The following is a 17,326-nucleotide window of genomic DNA, read 5'->3' as shown; positions in this document are numbered from 1 at the left end:
AAAGTTGGAGCGGAAGAGCACAACACCGATCGTGTGTGGGCCGGGCGAAAGAGAATGCTTAAAATGTATTCACTTCCGCTATTTCGCTGCTCTCAACCTTAAACCTTTAACTTTCTACGCTGGAGCTATTATGTCCGAATCAAAAAAAGACAAACAGCAGGAACGTTTTGAGCGACTTGCCGAGCAATATGGCAAAGAGAAAGCCGAAGAAATGATACGAATGGAGCAGGCTCCGGGACTTGGCGGTGCTCATCAACCACCCGACCAGGGAACACAGGCTACCCAGGTGCGAACCGCCATGAAGGAGCCTGAGAGGAGGGCAACCGAACGCGGTGGACGGCCCGCTGAACCGGATGCCGACAGTCACCGGAAAGAGCACAGGGAAACAGCTGAGGAAGCCGCGGAACAGGCCAAAAAGAAAAGAACAGAAAAGGAGCCTCGGTGAAGGATAAGGAGATTGCAGAAAAGATCGGTTCATTGATCAAGCTTGACACCGATGCCGTTCATGCCTACAGGACCGCAATCAAACGGATCGAAAACTCGAAAATCCACGATCGGCTCGATAATTGCCGTAACGATCATCAACGCCATATTGATGACCTTTCGGCTCACATGCAAAACAGGGGCTGGAAACCGCCCCGTCCTTTACGTACCGGGACGGCGCATAATCGGAACAATCAGCAGAGCACAAAGAGTAGTATTATTCCCGGTATAATTCCAAGAATGAAACCGACAATAATAGCGATGACATCGCCGGTAGAGTAATCGCATCCGTTGTTATTGTTTTCTTCATCGAGTTCAAGATCGTTATCATTATTGGCAACCATCATGGTGTTGCCTGCGGATACAAGCCGGACAAATGTTTCGAATTCCTCGGCTACTTCTTCAGAATCAGATGCAGCCATTACTTTTTCTTCATACGCTTCCAGCCGCCGGTATGCTTCACGAAGATCCTCGCTCCAGGGCGCCATTAACCGGGCTTTGCTCAGAGCCTTGCGGGCGCTTTGCGTGGTAGACAATGCCCGTTCCCGGGCCATCTGGACATTTTCGGCTGCAGCAATCTCATCTCGAATTGAACGTAAAAGTTCGACATCAGCCTTGCAACCACATCCGGAAAAGGCAATTTCGCGGCCATTCGTAGGTAGAGAAGGAGATGCCATAGCGGGCATGAGCATCCCCGCACAGAGCATTGCAATCATTATTACATTTGTAATGATATTTTTTCGTTTCATAATATAACCTCCTTAAAAGTAACATTGAGACGCTGATGTCTGTTGTAAAATGCAAATGTTATGCCAAGGCAAAAGGGGCTCTGAGGCTCCATTGCCATACAGATGCCATTCTTTACATTTCGGCCAGAGCATTGTTTTACCTCATGCGCTCGCCTAAAGCATGGCATATCCTTTGCTCAGTTATATTCTCTTAACTTCAGGATAATCGTTGGGAAAGGATAAGGAAGGAGACAGGCATGAGTCGTTTACCAGATACACCAATTGTTGTCATAACCGGAGCATCCGGTGGTGTGGGGCGGGCAACGGTGAGGGAATTTACACGGTATTTAAACGGCAAGGTCAAGCTCGGTCTTATTGCCCGGGGCACTGAAGGTCTTGAGGCGGCCCGTCGGGAGGTAGAAGCGCTTGGGGGGATGGCCCTTGCGCTGCCCCTCGATGTTGCAGACGCCGATATGATTGAGGATGCCGTCAAAACAATCGAGCAGGACCTGGGTCCTATTGATATATGGGTCAATAATGCAATGACTACGGTGTTCGGACCCTTTATGAGAAGCAATCCCGATGAGTTCCGTCGTGTAACCGAAGTCACTTACCTGGGCTATGTGTACGCCACGCAAGCGGTTCTTCGTCGCATGCTGCCGCGCAACAGCGGAACCATTGTCCAGGTCGGATCATCGATCGCCTATCGTGGCATCCCGCTTCAAACAGCCTATTCGGGGGCAAAACATGCCATTCAGGGATTTACCGAAGCACTCCGTGAAGAACTGCTGCACGATCATTCCAGTGTGCATATTACCATGGTACAACTTCCGGGACTCAATACCCCCCAGTTTACCTGGTGCAAGACAACGGTCCGGGAAAAAAAATGGCAGCCGGTACCGCCGATCTTTCAGCCGGAAATAGCCGCAAAGGCGATTGTCTGGTCGTCCCATCATAAACGGAGGGAAGTGTATGTTGGGGGAAGTACCCTGAAAGCGATCTGGGCGAATAATTGTATCCCCGGTTTTGTTGACAAGTATCTGGGCAAAACCGGCTACAATTCGCAGTTCTACGACGGCCCCCAGGAAGACCGGCCAGACAACCTCTGGGATCCGGTCAAAGGTGATTTCGGCGCCCACGGGCCTTTCGATGACCGATCACTCAATAGAAGCTATCAGCTCTGGGTTACCATGCACAGAACGCTTCTTGGTGTGGCTGCACTCGGTGTCGGAATTGCGGGCGCAGTTTTTGCAGGTATTACGAAAAAGCATGCCAGAGATTGCTGACAAAGGGGTGTCAAGGTAGTGGAACATCATAAATGAATATCCGTGTTTCGTCCACTCCGGTATTTTGTTACTTCGATATTTTTCCTGAATACGGAAATCGATGTTTGCGGATATGCAAAAGGGGACAGCGAACGGCCACCAGTCTTCGCTATTGGCCTTCGGAAATGCGCAAGGATAATAAAAGGAGTAAAGCCGAGAAGGAGAACCGGCGATGAACAGACACGCCAACCATGCGATTACTGCACCTGATACAAGTAACACTGAAGCCCGTCAGTATGCAGAGAACATTATTGATTCTATGCGCGAAGCGCTTGTTGTGCTCGATAATGCAATGCATGTGGTATCGGCCAACCGTTCGTTCTACAAAAAATTCCAGGTTGTGCCGGAGGATACCGAAGGCCGGCTGATCTATGATCTCGGTAACGGCCAGTGGGATATTCAGGATCTGCGACATTTACTCGAAGAGATTATTCCCGAGAAGAAAACCATCGAAGATTTCGAAGTACAGCACAGGTTTGAAAATATCGGCCAAAAAGTCATGATGCTCAATGCCCGGCAAATGGTGCAGGGGCCGGGAAAATCTCCGCTGATTTTACTCGCTATTGAAGATGTCACCGATCAATACGAAAATCGAGTGCGTCTTGAAGAGGCTGAATTGAAGTATCATAAATTTGTTGAAGAGATCAACAGTATCATTATCGGTTTCGACCGGCAGGGCAATATCACCTTTTTCAATCATTTCAGTGAAAAGCTCTTTGGCTATAACCGCAATGAAGTAATCGGAAGACCCTTTATCGGCACCATAATACCCACTGTCGATTCGGAAGGCAATGATAACAGACCTATTGCAGAAGAAATCTTTATTGAACCGTCAAGGTATTATGCAAACGAAAATGAAGGGGTATGCCGGGAAGGCAGTCGCATATGGTTTTCCTGGAGCGCAAAAGGTGTACGGAATGAGGTGGGGGAGGTTATAGAAATCCTTATTGACGGCAATGATATAACCGGGATCATTGCATTGCGAAGAGAACTTGTCGAAAAATCGGCCACACTCGACACGCTGCTCGATTTTATCCCCGAAGGGATTATGATTACCGATGCCAATCATGAAATAAAAAAAGTAAGCCGCTATATAAGTGAAATATTCGGCATGCCTGCTGAAAAACTGCTAAGTGCCAATGAGCCGGACCGTCTGAAAATGCTCGATTTACATTATCCTGCCGGGAAGCGGGTTCAACCTGATGACCTCCCCTTATCCCAGGCGATAATAACCGGTCAACGTTTTGATAATGTTGAACTGGTGTACACCCATGATGAAATTCAAAAAATATTATCGATTAATGCCGCTCCGGTCCGTGATGCGAAAGGCCGGGTTACCGGCGCCGTCGGCGGGTGGCGTGATGTTACCGAGCAGAGAAAACTTCTTACAAAATGCGAAGAATCGGTTGCCCGTTTCCACGCAACAATGAAAGCTTTGCCGAATGGATTTATCGTTTATACGACAAAGGGGGGTATTCAGATTATTAATGATACCGCAAAAGCTATTCTTGGTTATGATGATTCGATTATTCATCGTCCACTGGTTCAGCGAATGCGTATACTCAATATTCTGGAATCCGATGGAAGTCCTCTGCAGAAAAAAAACAACCCGGTTATTCGTGCACTCAAAGGCGAAGTCGTCCGGAATCAGGTGCTCAAATTTGGCGCTGCAAAAAAAGTTCGCTGGCTGTCACTGAGTGCCGCACCGGTTATGACCGATGAGAACACCATCGCGGGAGCGGTAATGAATTTCTCGGATATCAGTGAGATAATCGCTCTTCAGGAAACCCTCTCCCGGAGCGAACAGCAATTTCACAGCATGTTCAAGGAACACCGCGCTGTTATGCTTATAATCGATCCTGAAACAGGTGCTATCGAAGACGCTAACCGGGCTGCACAGCTTTACTACGGCTACTCCCCTGAACAGCTGCGGGGAATGAGTATTAAGCAAATCAATCAGCTTTTGCCGGATCAGGTGCATAAAGAGATACAGGCAACAATCGAACAGCAGCGCGATCATCATATATTCCCTCATCGCCTGGCAGACAAATCCATCCGCTGGGTGGAAGTCTACTCATCGCCGATAAATGTAGGAGAAAAACATCTTCTTTTTTCGATTATTCATGATGTTACCGAACGCAAAAGAGCCGAAGATGAATTGCAGCGAAGGACCGCACAACTTGAGGCCACCGTGAATTCTCTTCCGGATGGATACATCGTCTATAATCGTGACGGTACCATAATGCGGATGAATACTGTTGCAGAAGATGTCCTGGGGTATACTGAAAATGAATATGAGTTATCCTATGAACAGCGAATGACTAATCTTCGAATCGAGACGCCCTCCGGGGATCCTTTCCCCTTTCAGCAAATACCTTCACACCGGGCCCTGACGTATGGTGAGACGACGCGTGATGTAATTATGAGAATTCGGCGAAAAAGTCGCGATTACTGGATATCGGTAAGCGCCGCACCGGTTACCGACCCGGAAGGAACCGTGTATGGCGCTGTTATGGAGTTTGCCGATGTGACCGATATTCATGAATTGCAGCAGCGGTGTGCAGCAGAGCGCAATTTCATGGAAACGATCCTTCAAACAACAGGTGCGTTGATAACTGTTTTGGACAGGGAGGCAAAAATCATTCAGTTTAACCGGGCCTGCGAAGAATCGACCGGATATACCGGGGCTGAAGTACAGGGTCGATCGGTATTAGATCTTTTTATCGCCGATGAAGAGCGCGAGGAAGTGGAACTGGTGGCGAATCGACTCCTTTCGGATGAATCAATGATCGAGCATGATAATCATTGGTTGACAAAGTCGGGGCAAAAACGGTTTGTTCGATGGCGAAACAGTGTCGTGCGCGCTAAGTCCGGCGATGTGGAGTATGTGATAGCCTCGGGCATCGACATTACCGACCGTAAACTTGCAGAGGAAGAAATCCGTCGGAATAAGGTGCTCCTTGAGGTTATCCTCAATGCCATACCCGACGGCATCGTGTTTTCCGATAGTGAAGGCAAAATCAATTTTTTCAATCCGGCGGCGAAACGCATTCTCGGCAGTCCGGTTACCGGTGCTGCAGAGGGACCGGAACCCGGGTCATATGAGCTGTTAAAACCCGATGGTGAACCGTTGCAGCCTGAAGAAATGCCCCTTATCAGGACAGTGCGGACAGACGAACGGGTCAGTGATATGGAAATAATTATACGGCGAAAAGACGGTAGAGAGGTTTTTGTTCTGGCGGGGAGCGTTCCGGTGCATGATGAATCAGGACGGGTAACCGGTGCGGTGGCGAGTTTACGGGACATCACCGAACGAAAACGGGTAGAGGATGAGTTGCAAAAAAACCGGAAGGACCTGAACCGGGCCCAGGAAGTTGCTCATATCGGAAGCTGGCGTCTGGATACCCGTCATAATGAATTGGTGTGGTCGAATGAAGTCTACCATATGTTTGGTATTCCGAAGGGAACACCGCTTACCTATGAAATCTTCCTGTCTTTCATTCACCCGGACGATCGGGAATTTGTCGATGAAAAGTGGAATGCGGCAATGAAAGGAGAAAGTTACGATATTCAGCATCGTATTGTTGCCGAGAAAACCGTTAAATGGGTCCGGGAACTGGCGGAACTCGAATTCGATGAATCTGGCGAACTGCTGGGTGGTTTCGGGACTGTTCAGGATATCACCGGCCGTAAGAGCCTTGAAGATGAACTCCATCAACGAGCCGAGGAGCTTGCTGCAACAAACCGCGAACTGGAATCATTCTCCTATTCGGTCTCCCACGATCTTCGCAATCCCCTTCAGACAATAAACGCCTTTACCGCACTTGTAAAAGAACTGTATGGCGAGCAACTTACTGAGGAAGGGGTAAGTTTTCTTAACCAAATCGAGGTGGCGGTCCAGAAAATGAGCAGTCTGATAAACGATCTTCTTAATCTTTCACGGATAGGGCGGCAGGAGATAATTCGTGAGGAAGTGGACCTTAGCGCCATCGTAAGGGAGTATCTGGAAAAACTTCACAGAGACCAATCCGGCAAGAATGTGGAATTTAATATCGAAGAAGATGTTCATGCCCTTGCCGATCAGCGGTTGATTACCCTTGCCCTCGAAAACCTGCTTCGTAATGCCTGGAAATTTACTTCCAAAAAAGAGAAAGCCCGCATCGAATTCGGCACGACCCCGTATAATAACGGATATGCATTTTACATCCGCGATAACGGGGCCGGGTTCGATATGAAGATTGCAAAGACAATATTCGAGCCCTTCAAACGGGGGCATGCAGAAAAAGAATATCGTGGAACCGGCGTCGGATTATCCATTGTTTATCGAGTGGTGAGCCGCCACGGCGGAAAAGTATGGGCCGAGGGCGCGGTGGGAAAAGGAGCCTGTTTTTACTTTACGTTTGGGTGAGAATGGCGAATTCGTGCAAGATCGAGTTTCGAGTTTAATAATGTGTGCCATAGCCTTTCAGGCCATGAACGGTTAATTTTTCCTTTGTCCTCGCGTCCTCGCGTCCTCGCGTCCTCGCGTCGTAGTGTCGTTTTTCCCGTGCGGCACATTATTTGCTGCTAATAGCTTTACAAAGGCATTCAAAACAGCTACGCAGTCTTGACTGTAAGTAATATAGTTGGGGGTTTGGGATGGGTGACGGCATTCATGCAATCGGCAGGGGAGCCTTTAATGACCGGGACAAAATGGCGTATATGGAAAGTATTATCGATTCGGCCCATGAGGCGCTAGTAGTGCTCGACGATACTATGCACGTGGTATCGGCCAACAGGTACTTTTTTCTGAAATTTCAGGTATCACCTGAGGAGACCGAAGGACGGGTGATTTATGAACTTGGGAACGGGCAATGGAATATTTCGCAGTTGCGGGAATTGCTCGAAACGATAATCCCCCGGCAGGCGGTTGTCGATAATTTCGAGGTACGACACCGGTTTGAACATATCGGTGAAAAGGTCATGCTGCTCAATGCCCGTCGGATGATACGAGAAGAAGGAAAACCGGCGTTGATTCTCCTGGCGATCGAAGATATTACCGAACAATATAATGCTCAAAGAAAACTTGAGCAATCAGAGTCATTGTATCGTAAATTCGTTGAAGAAGGGAACAGCATTATTATCGGTTTCGACCGGAAGGGGAGGATTACCTTTTTCAACAGATTCAGTGAAAAGATATTTGGTTATGAGCGCAACGACCTTCTTGGCATGCCGCTGATCGGAACGATTATTCCCACGGTCGATTCCCGGGGGAACAACAACAGTACTATTCTGCGGGATATTTTTGCCCATCCGAAGAGATATTATTCTCAGGAAAGTGAAGGAATGTGCAAAGACGGCCGGCGAGTATGGTTTTCCTGGAGCGCAAGGGCTATAGATGATGACTCCGGAACTCCTGTCGAAATCCTTATTGACGGCAATGATATTACCGAGCTTGCAGCAACACGGAGGCAACTGGAAGAAAAATCAGCGACACTGGATGTGCTGCTGGATTTCATTCCCGAAGGGATACTTATCACCGACAGCGATCACAGGGTGCAAAATGCAAGCCGCCGGATGGCGGAATTGTTCGGGGTACCGGTGGAAAAACTGCTTCATACCAGCGACACGGCACGCCTCGATATGCTTGAGTTGTACTTGCCCGATGGCGAAAGGGTGTGCGCCCAAGACCTTCCTCTGGCGAAGGCGATTATTACCGGCAAAGCCTATGCCGATTTTGAGATAATGCTGAAGCGGAATGGATCCACGGTAATGTTTTCGGTTAATGCAGCGCCGGTTCGGGATTCCGAGGGTAATGTGACGGGGGCTATCGGCGGGTGGCGGGATGTTACCAAAATAAAGAAGGCGGAGCGGATCCTCCGGGAAAATGAAACACTATTGGCGTCCATACTGGAGCAATTGCCCTTAGGTATTGGTGTTCTTGACCAGGAAGGACGTTTTATCTTAAGCAACTCGATTACGCGGGAGTTCGGTCTCGAGCGGTATATGCCCTCGCGGGATCCTGAACTCAAAGAGCTGTGGCTTGCGATCGATGACGAAGGACGGTTACTTCCTCCGGAACAGTGGCCGGACGCCCGGGCTTTACGGGGAGAAACTGTCAGGCCGGGTGTCGAATTTGTCTATACCAGCCGAACAGGAGAGGATCAATGGGTTAAAATATCAGCCGTCCCATTCCGGTGTGACAAAAAAGAAATCAGTGGCGCAATCTTTGTGGCAGAAGATATTACCGCACGCAAACGAGTTGAAGCGGAACGTGAAAACCTGCTCAACCAGATTGCCACCGAACGCCAGCGACTTGATACAATTCTGCGTCGTCTACCGGCAGGGGTGATGATTGCCGTCGCACCTTCAGGCGAAATTATCTATACCAATGAGTATGCCCAAAATCTTTTCGGGCCGGAATACCCCCATGATGGTATCGAACATTATATCAATGGTTGGAAACCATATCATAGTGACGGGAGTCCCTATCCACTGGAAGATATTCCTCTGACCAGAGCCTTACGCGGACAGACAACAACAGGGCGGGAGATGCGGTTCAAACATAAAAGCGGCACCGGATGGATCGATACCGAAGTCAGCGGGGCGCCTATCATGGATGCAGAGGGGAATATCGTGGAAGGGGTCATTACCCTTATGGATATTACCGAACGGAAACGGATCGAAGATGAACTGCAGCAAAAAACAGCGCAGCTCGAAGCGACGATTAATTCCATACCCCACGGGTATGTGGTGTATAGCACCGATGGAACCATTCTCCGTATGAATGACATTGCAAAAGAGATGTCGGGCTTTTCGGAAGCTGATTTTTATAAGGATTCTGCACAGCGACTCCAGCTTTTTCGGGTGTTCTCACCTGACGGGGAACCGATTCCTCTGGAGCAGATACCGGTCCGCCGCGCCTTTAAAGGGGAGACGGTCAGGAATGAAATAATGAGAGTCCGCCCCCGGGCAAACCATGATTTCTGGCTCTCGGTGAGTGCATCACCGATTATCGAGCAGGATACCGGAATATCAGGTGCCGTCATGGCCTTTGTGGATATTTCGCCCCTCCATGAGCTTCAGGAAAGATTGGCAGATGAGAGAAATTTCATGGATGCGGTATTGCAGACTTCGGGTGCCCTGATAATGGTAATCCACAAAAATGGAAAAATCGTCCGCTGTAACCGGGCCTGTGAGCAGTCGACAGGATTCAGTGCCGATGAGATTAACAATCATTCACTTTCTGAGCTTTTGTCTGGTGAGGAGCGCAAGAAGAATGATAAAGTCGTCGAGCGTCTGTTTGCCGGTGAATCGATTGTGGAAAATGAAATCTATTGGCTGACAAAGTCGGGGGAACAGCGGTTTATACGGTGGCGAAACAGTGCAATGTATGATGATAACGGCAATCCGGAATATATTATTGCGACGGGTTTCGATATAACCGAACGTAAAGATCTTGAGGAAGAACTCAATCGCCGGGCCGAACAGCTCGCCACCGCCAACCGCGATCTTGAATCCTTTTCCTATTCGGTTTCCCACGACCTTCGCAACCCCCTCCAGACTATCACCGCCTATACGAGCCTTCTTGAAGAAGTATACACCGACCAGATCAGTAAAGAATGCATGGAGCATTTAAAACATATTGATGTTGAAGTAGAGAAAATGGGACGGCTGATCGATGACATGCTCAACCTGTCGCGTATCGGCAAACAGGAGATGAACCGAAAGGATGTGAACCTGAGCAACATTGTCCGCACGTCTCTTAAGGAATTTGGCATTTCGCAATCGGATCGAAAAGCGGAATTTGTTGTTCAGGATGATCTCCATGCCAATGCCGATAAGCGACTGATTAGCCTTGCCATCGAAAATCTGCTCCGCAATGCCTGGAAATTTACCTCCAAAAGAGAGACAACCCGTATCGAATTCGGTGCAACCGCTCATGACGGAGAAGCCGTCTTTTTTATTCGTGACAATGGTGCAGGGTTTGATATGCAATTTGCACAAACCATTTTTGAACCTTTCAAGCGGGTTCACAAGGAAAAAGAATATCATGGAACCGGCGTGGGACTCTCCATTGTCCAGCGGGTTATCAATCGCCACGGCGGCCGGATATGGGCCGAAGGCGAAGAAGACAAGGGAGCGGTATTTTACTTTACGCTGGGTTAGCAAAGGCCGGGTAGGGTTAAGGGGAGGTTTTTTTTAAACTATCAATGTTCACCGGGCAACGCCCCCCATATAAGAATATTGCATTTATCTATAGATCCATCTCATTTCGGATTTCCAGTATAGGTGTGGCCGGCACTTCAGTGCCGGGCTGGTGCGTTTCAACCTTTAACCCTATTCCTTCTCGAAATCTTTAATCTCTTCCTCTTCCTCCATCGGCGCCTCCGTGGGCGGATGACGGGTAAATTCTTTATACTCCGATACGCTGAAGCCTGGAAGTGTATCCACAAATGTCGCTATCTGTATAATCTCATCCGGCGAATGGGATGGACCGAAGGCGGGCATACCGGTCATTTTTAAGCCATGCTCCACGATCCATACGAGTTCTGCAAGCGACCATTCAGCAGCCTCTTCCTTCAGGTTCGGTGGTTGGGGCAGCATATACCGGGCCGGTTCCCACCGGGTCCGGGTCGGAGATCCGTGACACAAAACGCACATGGCTGAAAATTTCTGATAGCCTTCAAATAGCTCCTCCGATGCCTGGACTGCGGCATCATCAGGAGCAAGAGTTTTAATCGAACGCTCTTGTATTGTACTAAATGCCCATCCGATTAATGGATTATGAGGTTCGGTAGCAGCAATATTGTAGAGACCCGAAAATATGAAAATAAGCACAATAATGGCAAGAACTGCAATTGTGGAAAGAACGGAGATAACGATCCGTGACGGTTTTTTCATAAAAGATTCTCCTTGAAACATTTAAAGACGAATATTTCTGTACAGCTTCTTGAACTCTGCAAATATCGTACCAGAATGGGGAGGGAGTACTCCAACGCTTCTTTCTCTGGCCCGCATTTTGCTGTAAAAACCTCTCATCAGACATCATTCACTTCATGCAACGGAAAAATCTATGAAAACACTCGGAATCTGCTTTGGTGCAACAACCGTTCAAATTGTCGGTTTAGTAATTGATAAGAATAGAATTCTGATTGAATTGTCACGCCGCATAGCTCATCAGGGAGATCCCCATGGGGTGACAAGCAAATATCTGAAGGGAGAAAATATCCATCACTACGATGCCGTTGCGGTAACCGGAAGAAACCTCCGGTCTCAGATTACTTTGTCGAAAATTTCAGAGCCGGTAGCAATGGAATATGCGCTCAAGGAGGTCTATGCCGATAAACAGGTTCCGGAGTATGTGATCAGCCTTGGTGGCGAGACGCATATGGCCTATCGTATCGGCGAAAAGGGGGATATTCTGAGTGTTAATTCGGGAACCAAATGCGCCTCGGGAACAGGAGAATTCTTTTTGCAGCAGATTCGTAGGATGGATTTGAATATCGATGAAGCTGTTTCGCTGGCGCAACGGGGGGAACCGCATAAGATTGCCGGCCGATGTGCGGTTTTTTGCAAAAGCGATGTTACCCATGCTCTTAATAAGGGGGAGCCAAAGGAAAACGTCGCCGCAGGGCTCTGTTCGATGATTGCGGATAAAATAGGCGAGTTGACAAAAGATTCCGCCCCTTCATCCATCGCCCTTGTCGGTGGTGGTTCGAAAAACACCGCTGTTGTCAAAATTCTCAAGCAACGGTATCCACTGGTGGATATTCCCGCTCAAGCCGATGTATTCGAAGCTTTTGGAGCGGCCATATGGGCCATGCATAATGAGTGCAAACCGATTCATTCTAACAGGCGGGTGTTTTCGAATAATAAAGAGGGATCATTCGGATTTCATCCTCCACTCAGCAATGCCTTGAGTCTGGTTGATTATAAAGAACAGAATCACGGCACCCCCCGGGAAGGGGATGTTTATATTCTGGGGCTTGATGTCGGTTCTACAACAACAAAGGCGGTGCTTATTCGTGCAGAAGATAAAATGATAATTTCTTCTGTCTATTTGCGCACCAACAGCGATCCGACAGGCGCCTCCCGCCGTTGTTACGAGGCCATTGCCCGTGATCTTGGTGCAATCGATGTGACGATTATCGGGTTGGGAGTAACCGGCTCGGGCCGTCAGATTGCAGGGCTGCATGCCCTCACCGACAATATTACCAATGAAATTATCGCCCATGCAACAGCAGCAGCCTGGTTCGACAGTGATGTCGATACTATTTTCGAGATCGGCGGCCAGGATGCCAAATATACGTATTTGACAAATGGGGTGCCTTCAAATTATGCCATGAACGAAGCATGCAGCGCGGGTACCGGCTCTTTTCTGGAAGAAGCTGCTATTGAAAGTCTTGGTGTTGATACAAAAGACATTGCCGATCATGCATTTGCAAGCAGGCGTCCCCCCAACTTTTCGGATCAGTGTGCGGCATTTATTTCAAGCGATATCAAACGGGCTGTCATGGAAGGCCTAAGGGGTGATGATATCATTGCCGGGCTGGTCTATTCAATCTGCTGCAATTATCTGAATAAGGTAAAGGGTTCCCGCCCGATGGGCCGCAAAATTTTCATGCAGGGTGGGGTCTGCTATAACCAGGCTGTTCCTGCTGCAATGGCGTCGCTTATCAGAACCCGAATTGTTGTTCCTCCCGACCCGGGTTTAATGGGCGCCTTTGGTGCGGCTTTAGAAGTTGCGCGGCGCCTGGATTCCGGACAATGTTCACCCGCCCCTTTTGACCTCGGTCAACTTGCGCAACGTACTGCCACGCGTGAAGGCGTTTTTACCTGCGGAGGCGGCAAAGAACGGTGCGACCGGAAATGTACTATAGCCAAAATCCGCATCGAGGGCCGTCGGTATCCCTTTGGCGGTATCTGCGACAAGTATTACAACCAGAGGATGAATAAAAATGTGGATACAGCTTTTCTCGATCTTGTGGCAAAACGGCATCATATGCTTATCGAAGCCGCCAATTCGGCCTGTGCATCCGCCGAACATTACAACAGACATGCAAGAAAAAGCGTGGGGATCTCCAATTCCTTTCTTACCCATTCACTGCTGCCTCTGTATGCACGTTTTTTCTCCGAATTGGGCTTCTCGATTGTTCTTTCCGATGAGATCGATTCCCGGGGGCTTTCCCGAACCCAGGCATCATTCTGTTTACCGGCCGAGTTGGCACACGGAAGTTTTTATCATCTTTTAAAAAGAAATCCCGATTATATTTTCCTTCCCCATATCATGCTCATGCCGGTAAATACGAAGTCTGCCCAGGGGCGGGTCTGTTTTATCGCTCAGGGAGAACCGTATTACCTTAAGTCAACATTTCGCCGCGAGATAGAAGCTTCACGTTCCAGAATTATCTCTCCGGTGGTGCAAATGGAATCATCGTACCAGGACGGCGAAAGTGGATTTGTTACGGCCGCTCGGGAGATGGGAGTTGGAGCACGACGGGCCCGTGCTGCATTCACCAAAGCCTGTGCTTATCAGGAAACATTCGAACAACGGCTCAGGCAGGAGGGAAAGAAAGCGCTTGCCTTTCTTGATGATCATCCCGAAACCTTCGGTATCGCACTCTTCGGACGGTCCTATAATGCCTATGCAGGCGATGCCAACATGGGGATTCCTCATAAAATCGCGTCTCGGGGGCATATGGTCATACCCCTCGACATGCTCCCGATTGACAATTATCCGGTCCATACAAAAGACTATTGGGCACTGGGACAAAAAATTATGAAGGGCGCCCGGTTTGTTGCGGAACGTAAAAATCTCTATGCCTGCTACATTACCAATTTCTCCTGTGGCCCCGATTCTTTTCTTCTTACCTGGTTTGGAGAAATTATGGGACAAAAACCATCACTCGCTCTCGAACTCGATCAACATACAGCCGATGCAGGTATCGACACCCGTATCGATGCCGCTATCGATATCATCAACCACTACCGGACATCCGAACCCGAAGTACAGATTTCAGAATCGACTTTTCGCAGGGCGCAGATGGTACCGGGTAAAATGAAAGTGGTTGCATGCGACGGCCATATCTATCCTGTAACCCATCCACGGGTCGAGGTTGTCATTCCACCGATGGGTGAATGGTATGCTCAAGGCCTTGTGTCGGTGTTGAGAGGAAGAGGTATCCGGGCACGGGCTCTTCCTGTACCCGATGAGCAGACACTCATGGAAGGCCGGAAGAATGCATCTTGTAAAGAGTGCTTTCCCTTTATTCTCCTCGCAGGAGCATATTCCCGGTTTTTGCGGGAAGCACCACGTGATCCGGGAACAATCAGCTTGCTCAGTGTTGCCACCGGCGGGGGGCCGTGCAGGCTCGGTCAGTATGCCCGGGGACTCGAGCTGCTTATTAAACGATGGCGTATCCCTGATGCTGCGGTGCTGACTATTTCGGATGAAGACGGGTTCAGTGGGCTCGGGTATGGAGTCCTTTTGCGGTCTTGGCAGGTGATTGTTGTCTCGGACGTTTTTAGTGACATACGAAGCCTTCTCAATGTCGCGGCGGTCGATCCTGCAGCCGCAAACAAAGTGCTGGATTCATCATGGAACCGGATACTGGAGTTTTTTGAACGGAAATATCACGGTTCCTTTGTGGCACTTCTTCGGCAAATTAGTGAACGGTTGAGAAGGATTCCACTGCGGTGCGATCCTGATGATATCCCGGTTGTGACGCTGACAGGTGAGATATTTGTACGCAGGGAAGAATTTTCGCGGAAAAATATACTGGAGTATTTTGAAACCAATGGTATCATGGTCAAGGTAGCGCCCATGTCGGAATGTCTGCTCTATTCCAATTTTGTCATTCAGAATAAGCTTTGCGAAAAGCAGCCGACTTTTCCCGCACGCATGAGTGCAGGGCTTGTGGGCGGTGTTCAACAGTTCTGGGACCGTACAATCCGATCCCAGCTCGCGAGATCGGGACTCTGCCGTAAGGGTACGCTTGATATCAAAGCCACTATCCATGGAGTAAAACATCTTATAAATCCTCAGTTTCATGGAGAACATGCCTTGACCGTCGGGTTATCGATGCATGAAATACGTAACGGTTCATGTGGAGTAGTTGCTATCGGGCCCTTCGGATGCATGCAGACCAGAATTGCCGAATCGATTCTGAAAAACGAGATGAATACTGCAGGAAGAACTCGGTCGACCGGAGGTAATGGTCGCGCTGCCGTAAGTGGTGGTTCGGACATTCTTCCTTTTATGGCTATCGAAACCGATGGGAACCGGTTCCCACAGAGCGTTGAAGCCAATCTGGAGGCCTTTGTCATGCGGGTCAAGGCAATTCACCGAAGCTTACGGAAAGGGCAGGGCAAAAATCGACAGGGTAAAAAATACCGGTCCCGGGCGGATGGTGTAATCGATGCCGTTGTTGTATCGAAAAAAGATGAATGTACCGATACGCAGAGAGATATCGCAGAGAATTTGCTAAAAAAAAAGAGGGAGGACCAATGAAACTGAATCCAAAAGCGTGCGGTCTGAGTTTCGGCCTTGTATGGGGGCTGGGTATATTCTTTTTAACATGGTGGCTCATCATGTTCAGAGGGATCAGCAGGGAAAAATTATTGATCGGTGAAGTGTACCGGGGGTATGAGATAAGTCCAAAGGGAAGTATAATCGGTTTGCTGTGGGGTTTTGTCGACGGTCTTCTGGGCGGTGCGTTGTATGCATGGGCCTATAATATCTTTGATGAAAAACCGCATTGCCGAGAGTAAATCGAAAAGACGTGTTTGTTAATATATGGTGATTGTAGTTCCTGATAAGGTACTGGTTGCTCTGGTTGGTGCTGCGGGATCGGGGAAATCGACATTTGCAGAGAATTATTTTCTATCCACCGAAATCGTTTCTTCCGACGGCTGCCGGGCGATGGTCTGTGATAATCCCGATAATCAGGAGGTCAGCAAGGATGCCTTCGAGCTTCTGTATCATATAATCCACAAGCGCCTCAAGAATCGGCGGACAACGGTGATAGATGCCACTAATGTGGCCAGGAGAATCAGACGTCATATACTCGGGATTGCCGGGAGATATGGTGTCGAAAATGTAATTGCGGTGGTCTTTGATGTTCCCCGGAATGTCTGTGTCGAACGTAACAGAAAGCGTACCCGGCGGGTTGAAACCGATGTTATTTCCCGGCAGATCCGGCGTTTACATGCTACCCTTGACGGCATTACCGGTGAAGGGTTTTCGCAGGTGTATATTCTCTATTCGACCGAAAATGTTGTGATTCGACATATGGAAGAATCGGAGGAGACCCGATAGTGACTGTGGGCAAGTGGAGACGTGCAGTAAATCAATCGTTCTCGAAACGGATCGCTGAAGTGGAAAATTGACTGAATTATGTAATCGTGCAGTTATGGATATAATTCTTCCAGGAGCGTAATCATGAATCTTAAATCAATCACCGATACCTTGAGCAGAGACGTTCAGCAGTTACAATTCGGTAAACCGGTGGCCTATGTTTATAATCCGCTCGATTATGCCCGCCGTCCCTATGATCTCTATCTCCGCCGGTATGGGAAAGCGCCAAAGGAAATACTCCTGGTAGGGATGAATCCCGGACCGTGGGGAATGGCCCAGACAGGGATTCCTTTCGGTGAAATCAAGGCGGTAAGGGAGTGGCTCGGCATACACGAAGAGGTCGGGCAACCGCCGGATCTCCACCCAAACCGTCCTGTACAGGGTTTCGAGGTCACCCGTCGGGAGCCCAGCGGGAAGCGTTTATGGGGATGGGCCATGACACGGTATGGTAT

Annotated in this window: 11 protein-coding genes; 9 read left to right on the top strand and 2 right to left on the bottom strand. The window is 48.9% G+C overall.

Annotated elements, in window-relative coordinates:
* The first annotated feature begins 130 nt into the window (after window positions 1–130).
* Both GF401_16170 and GF401_16165 read left to right on the top strand, forming a co-directional pair.
* Window positions 131–445 carry a hypothetical protein gene (locus tag GF401_16170; protein MBD3346592.1) on the top strand — a complete coding sequence of 105 codons (315 nt, stop codon included), beginning with the start codon at window positions 131–133 and terminating at the stop codon, window positions 443–445.
* Window positions 442–765 carry a DUF2383 domain-containing protein gene (locus tag GF401_16165; protein ID MBD3346591.1) on the top strand — a complete coding sequence of 108 codons (324 nt, stop codon included), beginning with the start codon at window positions 442–444 and terminating at the stop codon, window positions 763–765. Before GF401_16170 ends, GF401_16165 begins: the two co-directional genes overlap by 4 nt.
* On the opposite strand, the gene GF401_16160 is transcribed toward GF401_16165, so the two are convergent.
* Window positions 678–1,232, bottom strand: coding sequence for a hypothetical protein (locus tag GF401_16160; GenBank protein ID MBD3346590.1), 555 nt, complete (start codon window positions 1,230–1,232; stop codon window positions 678–680). The two genes, GF401_16165 and GF401_16160, sit on opposite strands and share 88 nt — an antisense overlap.
* A 236-nt stretch (window positions 1,233–1,468) precedes the next feature.
* Between GF401_16160 and GF401_16155 the strand changes: the two genes are divergently transcribed.
* From GF401_16155 to GF401_16145, 3 genes are all read left to right on the top strand, one after another.
* Window positions 1,469–2,497: an SDR family NAD(P)-dependent oxidoreductase gene (locus tag GF401_16155; protein MBD3346589.1), complete on the top strand. Its 1,029-nt coding sequence runs from the start codon at window positions 1,469–1,471 to the stop codon at window positions 2,495–2,497.
* A gap of 211 nt (window positions 2,498–2,708) precedes the next feature.
* Entirely contained in the window at window positions 2,709–6,944 is a 4,236-nt protein-coding gene (locus GF401_16150) for a PAS domain S-box protein (GenBank protein ID MBD3346588.1), read from the top strand.
* Window positions 6,945–7,174: 230 nt separating this feature from the next.
* The gene (locus GF401_16145; GenBank protein ID MBD3346587.1) at window positions 7,175–10,684 is read left to right on the top strand and encodes a PAS domain S-box protein; all 3,510 of its coding nucleotides are present in this window, start codon (window positions 7,175–7,177) and stop codon (window positions 10,682–10,684) included.
* A gap of 171 nt (window positions 10,685–10,855) precedes the next feature.
* Here the strand turns inward: GF401_16145 and GF401_16140 are convergent, their stop codons facing one another.
* Window positions 10,856–11,440, bottom strand: a complete 585-nt coding sequence (locus tag GF401_16140) for a cytochrome c (GenBank protein ID MBD3346586.1) — start codon at window positions 11,438–11,440, stop codon at window positions 10,856–10,858.
* A gap of 151 nt (window positions 11,441–11,591) precedes the next feature.
* On the opposite strand from GF401_16140, the gene GF401_16135 reads away from it, so the two are divergent.
* The 4 genes from GF401_16135 to GF401_16120 form a co-directional block, all read left to right on the top strand.
* A complete protein-coding gene (locus GF401_16135) occupies window positions 11,592–16,028 on the top strand; it encodes an activase (protein ID MBD3346585.1) in 4,437 nt (1,478 codons plus the stop codon).
* Window positions 16,025–16,288: a hypothetical protein gene (locus GF401_16130; GenBank protein ID MBD3346584.1), complete on the top strand. Its 264-nt coding sequence runs from the start codon at window positions 16,025–16,027 to the stop codon at window positions 16,286–16,288. Before GF401_16135 ends, GF401_16130 begins: the two co-directional genes overlap by 4 nt.
* Before the next feature lie 25 nt (window positions 16,289–16,313).
* Window positions 16,314–16,835, top strand: a complete 522-nt coding sequence (locus GF401_16125) for an AAA family ATPase (protein ID MBD3346583.1) — start codon at window positions 16,314–16,316, stop codon at window positions 16,833–16,835.
* Between the two features lie 123 nt (window positions 16,836–16,958).
* A partial coding sequence (locus GF401_16120; GenBank protein MBD3346582.1) for a single-stranded DNA-binding protein occupies window positions 16,959–17,326 on the top strand: 368 nt, incomplete at its 3' end.

The organism is Chitinivibrionales bacterium, from assembly GCA_014728215.1.
Taxonomy (GTDB): domain Bacteria; phylum Fibrobacterota; class Chitinivibrionia; order Chitinivibrionales; family WJKA01; genus WJKA01.
Note: the sequence above shows the minus strand (reverse complement) of the source record. Positions and strands in the feature narration are given on the sequence as shown.